Raw genomic sequence first — 12979 nt, 5'->3', positions numbered from 1 at the left:
GTGGAAGTTTATACCACCGAAGAACAACAGGTTGAGGTCATCAAGAGCTGGTGGAAAGAGAACGGGACCTCGGTACTCGCCGGGACCGTGATCGGTCTGGTGGGGCTGTTTGGCTGGCGCTATTACAACGAGCATCAGCTGGCCAACCAGGAGGCCGCCTCCTCGGCTTATAACACCATGACGGCCCAGCTCGCCAAGGGTGATGCTGCGGCTATCGAGCAGGCGAAGAGCTTCATCAGCGCCCACAAGGGCGACTCTTACGCCGATCTCGCTGCCCTGGAGCTGGCCGCTGCCGCGGTCAAGGCCAACCAGCTGGATCTCGCTGCCCAGCAGCTGACCGAGGTCGCCACCAACGGTGACGACGCCATCCGTCCCATCGCCGCCCTGCGGCTGGCCCGGGTGCTCAACGAGCAGGGCAAGGCCGACGAAGCCCTGGCCCAGCTCGCCAAGATCGACAACGAGGCTTTCAAGGCCCAGGTGGCCGAAGCCCGCGGCGATGTGCTGCTCAAGCAGGGCAAGCCGGAAGAGGCCCGCGATGCCTATCAGGCGGCGGCGGATGCCGGTGGCCTGCAGGCGAGCAGCGAGCTCAAGCTGAAGATGGACGATCTGGCACTGCCAGCGGTGACCACGGGTGAGGCTCCGGATGCGTAATCTGTACAAACGACTGGCGCTGGGGGCGGCTGTCTCCCTGGCCCTGCAGGGGTGCTCCCTGTTCAGCTCGGAAGAAGATCTGACCCCGATGGCGCCGCTGCCGGTGGTGGAATCGGCCTTCACCGCCGATACCCAGTGGTCCTCCTCCGTCGGGGATGGCATCGGCGACTTCTACTCCCAGCTCAAGCCGGTGGTGGAAGAAGATCACATCTATGCCGCCGCCCGCGACGGTGATGTGACCGCCTTCGATCGCAACACGGGCAAGGTGCTGTGGAGCGTGGATCTGGCGGATCTGCCCATCAACGCCGACAAGCGCAGTGCCCGCCTCTCCGGTGGCCTGGTGTCCCGCTACGGCAAACTGTTCCTCGGCTCCGAGAACGGGGTGGTCTACGCCCTGAACGAGACGGACGGGGAAGTGCTGTGGCAGACCAATGTGCCCGGTGAAGTGGTGGCGAGCCCGGCGGTGGAAGATGGCCGCGTGGTGGTGCTGACGACCTCGGGCCGTCTGATTGCCCTCGATACCGATGAGGGCAAGCAGCAGTGGACCCTGTCCGAGGAGCAACCGCCGCTGACCCTGCGCAGCGCCGGCGCCCCCGTCATCACCAACGGTGCCGTGCTCTACGGCCGCGCCGATGGCAAGGTGGGCATCGCCCTGCTGAGCAACGGCCAGCCGGTGCGTCAGTCCAAGGTGGCGGATCCCCGCGGTGCGACCGAGCTGGATCGCATGGTGGACGTGGATGCCACTCCCCTCATCGCCGGTGATGAGCTTTATGCCATCGCCTACAATGGCCAGTTGATGGCCCGCAAGCTGATGAGTGGCGACGAGGTGTGGAAGCGCAAGTATTCCGGCTATCGCGATCTGGCGGTGACCGGCAATGCCATCGTGCTGACCGACAGCCGCAGCCACCTGTTCGCGGTGGACCGTCGCAACGGTCTGGAGCTGTGGTCCAACACCCAGCTCGAAAACCGCACCGTGACCGCCCCCGTCATCCTGGGTGACTATGTGGTGGTCGGCGATGTGGAAGGTTACCTGTATTGGCTGGATCGTACCGATGGGTCCATCAAGGCCATGCAGCAGCTCGACAGCAGTGGTCTCTATGCCGCCCCCTTGGTGGACGGTGACACCCTGTATGTGCAGAGCCGTGGTGGCAAGTTGTACGCTTTGCAGCGTCCCTGATCACCCGTCAATGTGAATATCCGGCTCCTGGTCTTCGGACCCGGAGCCTTTGTCGTCTTGAGAATGAGGCTTTTATGACTCCTGTAGTTGCCCTGGTGGGCCGCCCCAACGTGGGGAAATCCACCCTGTTTAACCGCCTGACCCGTACCCGGGACGCCCTGGTCGCCGACTTCCCCGGCCTGACCCGGGACCGCAAATACGGCCAGGCGAAGCTGGGCGAGCTGGAATTTATCGTGGTCGATACCGGCGGTATCGATGGCACCGAGGAGGGGATCGAGCTGAAGATGGCCGAGCAGTCCCTGCTGGCCATCGAAGAAGCCGATGTGGTGCTGTTCATGGTGGATGCCCGTGCCGGTTTGACCGCTGCGGATCAGGCCATCGCCGAGCACCTGCGCAAGACCCACAAGAAGGTGTTCCTGGTCGCCAACAAGACCGACGGCATCGATGGCGACTCCGCCGTCTCCGAGTTCTACGGCCTGGCGCTGGGCGAGGTGTACCAGATGGCGGCCGCCCACGGTCGTGGCGTACTGAGCCTGCTGGAGCTGGCGCTTGCGCCCCATCTGGAAGAGCTGCTCAAAGCCGCCGGCACCGATGTCGAGGCGCAGGATGAGCTGGACGAGGACTTCGACGAAGAGGCCCTGCTGCGCATGGTGGCTGCCGGTGAGCTGGATACCAAGGAAGACACCAAGGAGACCCCGTTCGCCGACTTGCCCATCAAGTTCGCCATCGTCGGTCGCCCCAACGTGGGCAAGTCGACCCTGACCAACCGCCTGCTGGGGGAAGATCGGGTCATCGTCTACGACATGCCGGGCACCACCCGCGACTCCGTCTACATTCCCATGGAGCGCGACGAGCAGAAGTACGTGGTCATCGACACCGCAGGTGTCCGTCGCCGTGGCAAGGTGCACGAGACGGTGGAGAAGTTCTCCGTCATCAAGACCCTCAAGGCCATCGAAGACGCCAACGTCTGCCTGCTGGTGATCGACGCCCGCGAGACCATCACGGATCAGGACTTGAGCATCCTGGGCTTCGTGCTCAACTCCGGCCGCTCCGTGGTACTGGTGGTGAACAAGTGGGACGGCCTGGATCAGAAGGTGAAGGAAGATGTGAAGAACGAGCTGGACCGCCGCCTCGGTTTCATCGACTTCGCTCGGGTGCACTTCATCTCTGCCCTGCACGGCAGCGGTGTCGGCCACCTGTTCGAATCCATCCAGGAGGCGTATCAGTCCGCCACCCGCCGTACCAGCACCGCCATGCTGACCCGCATCATGCAGATGGCCCAGGAAGATCACCAGCCGCCCATGGTGAACGGTCGCCGGGTCAAGCTGAAGTATGCCCACGCCGGTGGCTACAATCCGCCGCGCATCGTCATTCACGGCAACCAGTTGAACGATCTGCCGGACTCCTACAAGCGGTATCTCATCAACTACTTCCGCAAGTCCCTGAAGATCATGGGTACCCCGATCCGGGTCGAGTTCCAGGAGTCGGTGAACCCGTTCGAGGGCAAGAAGAACAACCTGACCCTGAGTCAGGAACGGCAACGGGATCGCCTGCTGAAGGCGCGCACCAAGTCCAAGAAATAACGCTACAACGGCTGCCTCTGGTAGCCGTTTCTTTTTTAAATGCCGGGGGAGGGCAGTTGATCTGTTCAGACCCCTGATCATGACGAGGAGTCCAGCATGAACCCCTTGATGTGTCCGGCCTGCGGCTGCGGGCTGGACAGCCGCAGTGACCAGACCCAGTGTCCCCAGTGTCAGACCGCCTATCGGGTGCAGGCCCTGTGCCCCACCTGCCAGCAGGAGCTGGAGCGCCTCAAGGCGTGCGGCGCCGTGGATTACTTCTGCAACCACTGCAATACGCTGGTTTCCAAGCGGGCGGTGCAGTTCGCGTTGACGCCGCTCGCGTCATGAACCGCCATTAAAAAACCCGGCCTTGGCCGGGTTTATTCTGTGTGCTCCGCAATCAGCAGGGTGAAGGAGCGGTTCCTGCGCCATATCTTGCGCTTCATGTCATTGAGTCTGAGTTTTCGTCTGGGGCTCCAGGCGCTCTTGGTCTTCTTGACCAGCAATCTTTTTCGGGCTCGCATCTGGTTTCTCCTGTCTGCTCGTCCAGTGTCTCTGGCATGGCTTGTCACTCGTCCCCATGGATATCACAAGCAGATGAATAAACTGGGATAACGGGTGTTTTAACAAGCCTTTTACAGTGAGGATGTTAACAGAGAATCACGCCGGAAAACACACCAGACTCTTCTGTCAGGGGGTGATGATCTGCTTGACCACCTCGGCGATGATGGTGGGGCGCTCCGTGCTGGCCACCGGGGTCGCCGGTTCGCTGCCATCATCCTCTCCCTGGGCTTCGCGCCGCTGTGCCTTCTGCTGCTCGTTGTCGAGCCAGAGCAGGCTCTGGTAATACTGGCGCACGTTGTTGACGTAGTTGCGGGCCTCGCCGCCGCGGGCGTAGCCGTAGCGCACCTTGCGATGCCAGCGGGCCTGCTGCAGCAGGGGCAATATCTCTTTCACGTCGCTCCAGGCATCAGGGTTCTTGCCCTGCTGTTTGGTCAGTCGGCGGGCATCCATCATGTGGCCGTAGCCGATGTTGTAGGCGGTGAGGGCAAACCAGACCTTCTCATCCTCCGGCACCGAGTCCGGCACCTTCTCCATCATCTCCTGCAGATAGCGGGCGCCCCCCTTGATGCTCTGCTCCGGGTGCAGGCGATCGCTGACCCCCATGGCCTTGGCGGTGGGGCCGGTCAGCATCATCATGCCGCGCACCCCGGTATAGGAGCGCGCCTGAGGGTCCCAGTGGGATTCCTGATAGCTGATGGCCGCCAGCAACCGCCAGTCGACGATATCCTTGGCGTGGGCCTGGAACAGCGGCTGGTACTTGGGCAGCAGGCTCTTGGCCCGTTGCAGGAAGGTGCGGGTGTCGACGAAATCGAAATTCTGCACGTGGCCGAAATACTTCTCGTCCAGCTTGGCGATGGAGCCATCCATGAAACGCTGGCCGAAGAAGTCGATGACGCTGGCGTAGAGGCTGTCGTCCGGCAGCTTGGTCATGGCCCAAGCCACGGCCTGCTTCTTGGCCAGTGTCATCCCTTCGGTGAGCTCGGGGTAGTAACGCTGGGTACGGGCCAGCACGGTGTCCTGCACCACTGTGTAGTCCACTTCGCCATCCGCCACCTGCTTGAGCAGCTCTTCCACGTCCGCATCCCGGTTGATGCTCCAGTCGAGGTCGGGGTGCTGCTTGGCGATCTCCTTCATCAGATCCTCGCCGGTGGAGCCGGCGGGCACCACGATGTGGCCCTTGAGATCCCCGAGATCCTTGGGTCTCGGGGAGCCATTGCGATAGACCAGTTTGGGGGCGACCTGGTAGAAGCCCGGGCCGAAGCGAAACAGCTTGCGCCGCTCCGGCGTCACCACGATGGCGGCGGCGGCGAGATCGAGTTTTCCCTTCTCCAGCATCTCGACGAGCTCGGCGGTGCTGTAGGCCGGGATGATGGTCAGTTTGACCCCCAGCCAGTCGGCATAGTGCTGCGCGAGCTCATAGTCAAAGCCCTGGGCGATGTCGTCTCGCTGGTAATAGGAGGTGGGGCCATAGAGGGTGCCAACCCGGATCTCGCCCCGTTGGCGGATCTGCTCCAGCTGGCTGGAGGGGGAGTAGAAGTCACAACCGGCCAGGGCCAGGGCCAACAACATCCCGATGAACAGTCGAAAAATGCAGCGCAAGTAGGTGAGTACCCTTGTTGAAAAAATCGGCATTTGTCAAAAAAGAGGCTCCTTTATACCAGAGAGTGTGGAGGGAGTCACATCGCTCGCGATGAGAAAAACGTTTGTCCGTGGTGGGCCTGATCCCTATAATACGCGCGTCTCAAATCCCCCCACACTCTAAAACTTGGTGAGAAAGGTATATGGAAATCTTGCGTGGTGCCCCAGCACTGTCTGAGTTTCGTGTCCACAAGCTGCTGCAAAGCTGCGTGCAGAGAGGAGTAGAGATAGAGAGCGTCTATGCCGAATATGTGCACTTCGCCGAGCTGTCGAGCCCCCTGTCGCCCCCCGAGCGAGCGACCTTGGGCCAGCTCCTGCGCTACGGCCCGACCATCCCAGAACACACCCCAAGCGGTCAGCTATTCCTCGTTACCCCCCGTCCCGGCACTATCTCCCCCTGGTCTTCCAAAGCAACCGACATCGCCCACAACTGTGGCCTGACCCAGGTCAAGCGGCTGGAGCGCGGCATTGCCTATTATCTGCAACCCAAGGGTGAACTGACGGCGGCCCAGCGTGATGAGGTCGCCGCCCTGCTGCACGATCGCATGATGGAAGTGGTGTTTGGCGAGCTGACCGAGGCGGCCGCCCTGTTTGCTCACCACGAGCCGCGCCCCTTCACCCAGGTGGATGTACTGGGTGGCGGCCGCGCCGCTCTGGCCTCTGCCAACATCGCCCTTGGCCTGGCGCTGGCCGAGGACGAGATCGACTATCTGGTCGAGAACTTCACCCGGCTTGGTCGCAACCCCAACGACATCGAGCTCTACATGTTTGCCCAGGCAAACTCCGAGCACTGCCGTCACAAGATCTTCAACGCCGACTGGACCATCGACGGCGAGCAACAGCCCAAGTCGCTGTTCAAGATGATCAAGAACACCTTCGAGCAGACGCCGGACCATGTCCTGTCTGCCTACAAAGACAACGCTGCCGTGATGGAAGGCAGCGACGGTGGCCGCTTCTTCCCGAGCCCCACCAGCGGTGAGTACCAGTACCACCAGGAGCGGGTCGACATCCTGATGAAGGTGGAGACCCACAACCACCCGACCGCCATTTCTCCCTTCCCGGGGGCCGCGACCGGCTCTGGTGGTGAAATTCGCGACGAGGGGGCGACCGGCCGTGGCGCCAAGCCCAAGGCAGGTCTGGTGGGCTTCTCCGTCTCCAACTTGCGCATCCCCGGTTTCGAGCAGCCCTGGGAGCAGGATTTCGGCAAGCCGAGCCGCATCGTCAGCGCTTTTGACATCATGCAGGAAGGCCCCCTTGGCGGCGCCGCCTTCAACAATGAGTTCGGTCGTCCGGCCATCCTGGGTTACTTCCGTACCTTCGAAGAGCAGGTACCGAGCCACAACGGCGTCGAAGTGCGCGGCTATCACAAGCCCATCATGCTGGCGGGCGGGATCGGCAACATCCGCACCGAACACGTGCAGAAGGGTGAGATCCCAGTCGGCTCCGCCCTCATCGTGCTGGGTGGCCCGGCCATGAACATCGGCCTGGGTGGCGGCGCGGCATCGTCCATGGCCTCCGGCCAGTCCGCCGAGGATCTGGATTTTGCCTCCGTGCAGCGGGACAACCCCGAGATGGAGCGCCGTTGTCAGGAGGTGATCGACCGCTGCTGGCAGCTTGGCGATGACAACCCCATCGTCTTCATCCACGATGTGGGTGCCGGCGGCCTCTCCAACGCCATGCCCGAACTGGTCAATGATGGCGAGCGCGGCGGCAAGTTCGACCTGCGTGCCATCGCGAGCGACGAGCCGGGCATGAGCCCGCTCGAGATCTGGTGCAACGAATCCCAGGAGCGCTACGTGCTGGCGGTGGCTCAGGACAAGCTGCCCCTGTTCAAGGCCCTGTGCGAGCGCGAGCGTGCCCCCTATGCGGTGATCGGCAGCGCTACCGAAGAGAAGCATCTCACCCTCTCTGATGCGCACTTTGACAACCAGCCCATCGACTTGCCGCTGGACGTGCTGCTCGGCAAGGCCCCCAAGATGCACCGCGACGTCGCCAGCCTGCCCGCCCAGGGCAAGGCGCTGCAACTGGACGGCGTGACCTTGAACGAGGCCGCCGAGCGGGTGCTGCGTCTGCCGACGGTGGCGGAGAAGTCCTTCCTCATCACCATCGGCGATCGCTCGGTGACCGGTCTGGTGAATCGCGACCAGATGGTCGGCCCCTGGCAGATCCCGGTGGCAGATTGCGCCGTCACCGCCGCCACCTATGACGGCTATCACGGCGAAGCCATGTCCATGGGGGAGCGCACCCCGGTGGCGCTGCTCTCCCACGCCGCCTCCGCCCGCATGGCGGTGGCAGAGGCCCTGACCAACCTGGCCCCTGCCCACATCGGGTCGCTCAAGCGGGTCAAACTCTCCGCCAACTGGATGGCCGCCGCCGGTCACCCTGGCGAAGATGCCGGTCTCTACGAGGCGGTCAAGGCGGTGGGAGAGGAGCTCTGCCCAGCCCTCGGTATCACCATCCCGGTGGGCAAGGATTCCATGTCCATGAAGACCCGCTGGCAGCAGGATGGGGTGGATCATAGTGTCACCTCGCCGCTCTCCCTGCTCATCAGCGCCTTCGCCCGGGTGGAAGACGTGCGCAACACCGTCACCCCGCAACTGCGCACCGATCTCGGTGAGACAGACCTCATCCTGATTGACCTTGGCAATGGCAAGCAGCGCCTCGGCGCCTCGGCCCTGGCCCAGGTCTATCGTCAACTGGGCGACAGCGCGCCGGATCTCGACAACCCGGTGCAGCTCAAGGGCTTCTTCAACGCCATCCAGGCGCTGGTGGCGGACAGAAAACTCATCGCCTATCACGACCGATCCGATGGTGGCCTCTTCGTCACCCTGACCGAGATGGCCTTCGCCGGTCACTGCGGCCTCGATATCCAGCTCGACCGCATCGGTGGCGATCTGTTGCCGGCCCTGTTCAACGAGGAGCTGGGTGCCGTCATCCAGATCCGCCGTGAAGACAAGGAGGCCGTGCTGACCCTGCTGGCGGGCCACGGCCTGGCCGCCTGCTCCCACGTGCTCGGCACCGTGCGGGAAGATGACCTCATCCTGTTCCAGCGCGCAGGTCAGGAAGTCTATCGCGCCAGCCGCACCGCCCTTCGCACCCTCTGGGGCGAGACCAGCTGGCAGATGCAGCGCCTGCGGGACAACCCGGAATGCGCGGACAGCGAGCACGCCGCCCGTCAGGACGCCACCGATCCGGGTCTGCAGGCCAGGCTGACCTACCACCCGTCCGAAGATGTGGCCGCACCCTATATCGCCCGCGGGATCTCTCCACGTCTGGCGGTGCTGCGCGAGCAGGGGGTCAACTCCCACGTGGAGATGGCTGCTGCCTTCGACCGCGCCGGTTTTACTGCGGTGGACGTGCATATGAGCGACATCCTCGCCGGGCGCATCAAGCTGGACGATTTCCAGAGCCTGGTGGCCTGTGGCGGCTTCTCCTACGGTGACGTGCTGGGGGCGGGCGAGGGCTGGGCCAAGTCCATCCTGTTCAACGACGCTGCCCGGGAGCAGTTCCAGCGCTTCTTCGAACGCGGCGATACGCTGTCTCTTGGGGTGTGCAACGGTTGCCAGATGATGTCCAACCTGCGTGACCTCATCCCGGGGGCAGAGCTGTGGCCACGTTTCGTGCGAAACCGCTCCGAGCGCTTCGAGGCGCGCTTCAGCCTGGTGGAAGTGCAGGACTCTCCGTCTGCCTTCTTCGCCGGCATGCAGGGCTCCGTCATGCCCATCGCCGTCTCCCATGGGGAAGGGCGGGTGGAGGTGCGTGATGCCGCCCACCTGAGCGCGCTGCAACAGAGCGCCCTGGTGGGTCTGCGCTTCGTCGACAACCGCGGTCAGGTGACCGAGCAGTACCCGGCCAACCCGAACGGCTCGCCGGACGGCATCTGCGCCGTCACCACGGTGGATGGCCGCGCCACCATCATGATGCCGCACCCGGAGCGGGTGTTCCGCACCGTGGCAAACTCCTGGCACCCGGACAACTGGGGCGAGGATGGCGCCTGGATGCGGATGTTCCGCAACGCCCGCGTGCGTCTGGGTTAAGCTCTGGCTTATCTCGGCAGCAATGAAAAACCGGCCTTCTGGCCGGTTTTTTTATGGGGAGAAAGCGGGAATGGCGCCCTTCATCTTTTCTACCACCGCGCGCTATCAGCTTGGCTTGCTATGGGGGAGACGGGTTGGGAAGGGGAGCGCGATGACGAAAAGGGGGCGTGAGACTCGGGATTATCTGGATTGAGTCACGGCTCGTGCCCCAACATCGGGGCATAAAAAACCGGCCATGGAGGCCGGTTTTTGTTTGGTTGATGTCTGTCAGCGCAGGACCACGTTCTGGAAGCCCTGCACCAGGCTGATGACCGGCTGGGGGTAGATCCCGAGCAGCACCACCAGGATGGCGGAGAGCAGCACTACCAGGCCTCCGGAGGAGAAGGCCCAGTCGGCGGTGGCATCGCGCAGCTGCATGCCGGGTTCGCGCAGGTAGAGGGTGACCATGACGCGCAGGTAGTAGTAGAGCCCCAGGGCGCTGCCGAGCACGATGGCGCCACTGAGCCACCACAGCTGCGCCTCGACGGTGACGCCGATGAGGTAGAACTTGCCGATGAAGCCGAGCGTCATGGGGATGCCCGCGAGCGACAGCATCATCACCGTCATCACGGCAGTGAGATAAGGGCGCTTCCAGAACAGGCCGCGATAGCTGTGCAGGGAGTCAGCATCCTTGCCGCGGTAGGGGCTGGACATCATGCTGATGACGCCGAAGGCCCCCAGGCTGGTGAAGAGATACATCAGCAGATAGACCCCCGCCGCTTCCACCGGGATCTGGCCGAGGCGGCTCGCCACCACCACCGCCAGCAGATAGCCGAAGTGGGAGATGGAGGAGTAGCCCATCATCCGCTTGATGTTGGTCTGGATCAGCGCCAAGAGGTTGCCGATGACGATAGAAATGACTGCCATGGCCGCCAGCAACCAGTGGATCATGGGGTCCGAGGTGGCCGGTACCGCCAGATAGAAGCGCAGCAGCACGCAGAACACGGCGATCTTGCTGACGGTCGCGAGGAAGGTCGCCACCGGTGCCGGCGCCCCTTCGTAGACGTCCGGAGTCCAGAGGTGGAAGGGGGCCAGGGAGAGCTTGAAGGCAAATCCGACCAGCATCAGGCCGAAGCCCCCCATCAATAGCGGATGGTGTGCCGGGCTCTGGGCCAGGGTCAGACCGAGATCGCTGAAGCTGAGGCTCCCCGCCTGGGCGTAGAGCAGCGCCATGCCAAACAGCAGGAAGGCGGTGGCGGTGGCGGAGAGCACCATGTACTTGATGCTGGCCTCCAGCGAATGGCGCTCGCGGTAGGCATAACCCACCAGACCGAACATGGGCAGGGTCAGCATCTCGATCCCGATGAAGAGGGATGCGAGATGGCGGGAGCCTGCCAGCACCAGACCGCCGGCGGTGGCGATCAGCAGCAGCAGGTAGAACTCTTCCCGGTTGTCCGGGTAACCCTTGAGCCAGGAGCGGCCGAAGGTACAGGTGGCGAGGGCGCCGATGAGCACCAGCCCCATGTAGAAGACGGCGTAGCTGTCCACCTGCAAGAGGGGGGTGACCCCCTGATCACCCTGCGCCATGACGATGGGCAGGGAGAAGAGGGCCAGGTTCAGACCGGTGATGGTCACCACGAAGGCGGTGTCATCGCAGCGTTTCCAGGCGATGGCCAGCATCAGGGCCACCATGGCCCCGGTGGTCAGCAGCAGCGGCAGCAGGGCCAGCAGTTGCGCGGCAGTGAACGTCATGACTGTGCTCCTGTGGCCAGCGCCAGTGACGGCAATTGAGTTGCGATAAGCGTCATGACAAGGCTCCTGACGTGAACGAAGAGGACGAAAGAGAAGGCATCATCACAGTGCTCCTGTGGCCGGCAGCGCATACCAGTGCAGCACGCTCAACAGGCTGCTGCTGGCGGTATCCAGCACAGGTTGGGGATAGAGACCGAGCAGCACCAGAAGGCTCGCGATGGTCAGCATCATGGCGAGCTCCCGCTTGTCCAGTCCCTTCAGGACCTTCTCGTCCTTGGGAGCGCCGAAGCAGGCGCGCTGCAGCATGATGAGGGAGTAGACCGAAGCCAGCACCAGACCGAAGGTGGCGATGATGGTCATGATGGGGGCCACCTGGAAGCTGCCGATGAGGATCAGGAACTCGCCGATGAAGTTGCCGGTCCCCGGCATGCCCAGAGACGCCACCGAGAAGAACAGCATCACGCCGGGCAGGTAGCGAAGGCGTCCCCACAGACCGCCCATCTGGCGCAGGTCCCGGGTGTGCAGGCGCTCATAGAGCTGACCGCACAGGATGAACAGACCGGCGGCGGAGAGGCCGTGGGCGATCATCTGCACCACCGCACCCTGCAGGGCCAGTTCGCTGCCCGAGTAGATGGCGATCATCACGAAACCCATGTGGGAGATGCTGGTGTAGGCCACCAGACGCTTGATGTCGGTCTGGGCAAACGCCAGCAGGGCACCGTAGACGATGCCAAACAGACCAAGGCCCATGGCATAGGGGGCGAAGGCGGCGGAGGCGTCGGGGAAGAGCGGCAGGGTGAAGCGCAGCAGGCCGTAGGCGGCGGTCTTGAGCAGAATGCCCGCCAGGTCCACGGAACCTGCGGTCGGCGCCTGGCTATGGGCATCCGGCAGCCAGCCGTGCAGGGGCACCAATGGCATCTTGACCGCGAAGGCGATGAAGAAGCCCAGCATCAGCAGCCACTGCACGCTCATGCTCATGGGGGTGCTCAGCAGATCCTGATAGTTGAAGGTGAAGATGCCGGTGGCGCTGTGGTGGGTCAGCACCAACCCCAGGATGGCGACCAGCATGATGAGGCCGCTCGCCTGGGTGTAGATGAAGAACTTGGTGGCCGCGTTGATGCGCGACTTGCCGTCGGTGACCGAGTGTCCCCAGAGCGCGATCAGGAAGTACATGGGGACCAGCATCATCTCCCAGAAGAAGAAGAAGAGGAATAGATCCACCGCCATGAAGACCCCGAGCACGCCACCCAAAATCCACAGCAGGTTCAGGTGGAAGAAGCCGATGCGCTGCACGATCTCCTTCCAGGAACAGAGGATGGCCAGCACGCCGATGAAGCTGGTGAGCATCACCATCAGAAGCGACAGGCCGTCCACCGCCAGGTGCAACGAGATGCCAAAGCGAGGGATCCAGGGCAACTGCCACTCCGCCGCCCAGACCGGCAGGCCGGGGTTGGCCAGGGAGAAGTCACTGCCAAGCCAGATGGCACCGGAGAGCAGCAGGCAGGCGCCCATGGAGAGCAGGGCGACCCAACGGACGAACTGTCCGCCGAGGCGCTCCATCTGCCAGCAGAGCAAGCCGCCGATAAAAGGAATTAACAAGATCCAGAGTAAGGTCACGA

Annotated in this window: 9 protein-coding genes; 5 read left to right on the top strand and 4 right to left on the bottom strand. The window is 63.2% G+C overall.

Features of this window, described 5'->3' with window-relative positions; genetic code table 11:
- The 4 genes from ABNP46_RS12165 to ABNP46_RS12150 all read left to right on the top strand — a co-directional run bounded on the left by ABNP46_RS12165 (position 1) and on the right by ABNP46_RS12150 (position 3738).
- Positions 1–651: a YfgM family protein gene (locus tag ABNP46_RS12165; protein WP_349918074.1), complete on the top strand. Its 651-nt coding sequence runs from the start codon at positions 1–3 to the stop codon at positions 649–651.
- A complete protein-coding gene (gene bamB, locus ABNP46_RS12160) occupies positions 644–1828 on the top strand; it encodes an outer membrane protein assembly factor BamB (protein WP_349918073.1) in 1185 nt (394 codons plus the stop codon). Before ABNP46_RS12165 ends, bamB begins: the two co-directional genes overlap by 8 nt.
- 74 nt (positions 1829–1902) lie before the next feature.
- Positions 1903–3411 (top strand): ribosome biogenesis GTPase Der, encoded by a 1509-nt coding sequence (gene der / locus ABNP46_RS12155; protein WP_349918071.1) that lies wholly within the window; start codon positions 1903–1905, stop codon positions 3409–3411.
- A 96-nt stretch (positions 3412–3507) separates the two neighbouring features.
- The gene (locus ABNP46_RS12150; RefSeq protein ID WP_349918070.1) at positions 3508–3738 is read left to right on the top strand and encodes a zinc ribbon domain-containing protein; all 231 of its coding nucleotides are present in this window, start codon (positions 3508–3510) and stop codon (positions 3736–3738) included.
- A 32-nt stretch (positions 3739–3770) separates the two neighbouring features.
- On the opposite strand, the gene ABNP46_RS12145 is transcribed toward ABNP46_RS12150, so the two are convergent.
- The gene (locus ABNP46_RS12145; protein WP_349918069.1) at positions 3771–3914 is read right to left on the bottom strand and encodes a hypothetical protein; all 144 of its coding nucleotides are present in this window, start codon (positions 3912–3914) and stop codon (positions 3771–3773) included.
- 166 nt (positions 3915–4080) lie between these two features.
- On the bottom strand, positions 4081–5586 hold the full coding sequence (gene mltF, locus ABNP46_RS12140; protein ID WP_349918068.1) for a membrane-bound lytic murein transglycosylase MltF: 1506 nt from the start codon (positions 5584–5586) through the stop codon (positions 4081–4083).
- A 149-nt stretch (positions 5587–5735) separates the two neighbouring features.
- Here mltF and purL point away from each other — a divergent pair, with 149 nt between their 5' ends.
- Positions 5736–9629 carry a phosphoribosylformylglycinamidine synthase gene (gene purL, locus ABNP46_RS12135; RefSeq protein WP_349918067.1) on the top strand — a complete coding sequence of 1298 codons (3894 nt, stop codon included), beginning with the start codon at positions 5736–5738 and terminating at the stop codon, positions 9627–9629.
- Positions 9630–9896: 267 nt separating this feature from the next.
- Here the strand turns inward: purL and nuoN are convergent, their stop codons facing one another.
- Positions 9897–11360 (bottom strand): NADH-quinone oxidoreductase subunit NuoN, encoded by a 1464-nt coding sequence (nuoN, locus tag ABNP46_RS12130; protein ID WP_349918066.1) that lies wholly within the window; start codon positions 11358–11360, stop codon positions 9897–9899.
- Positions 11361–11462: 102 nt separating this feature from the next.
- Positions 11463–12977: an NADH-quinone oxidoreductase subunit M gene (gene nuoM, locus ABNP46_RS12125; protein ID WP_349918064.1), complete on the bottom strand. Its 1515-nt coding sequence runs from the start codon at positions 12975–12977 to the stop codon at positions 11463–11465.
- Positions 12978–12979 lie beyond the last annotated feature (2 nt).

This window comes from Aeromonas veronii (assembly GCF_040215105.1).
Classification (GTDB): Bacteria; Pseudomonadota; Gammaproteobacteria; order Enterobacterales; family Aeromonadaceae; genus Aeromonas; species Aeromonas veronii_G.
The sequence above is the reverse complement of the archived record's forward strand: the minus strand, read 5'-3'. Positions and strand labels throughout refer to the sequence as shown.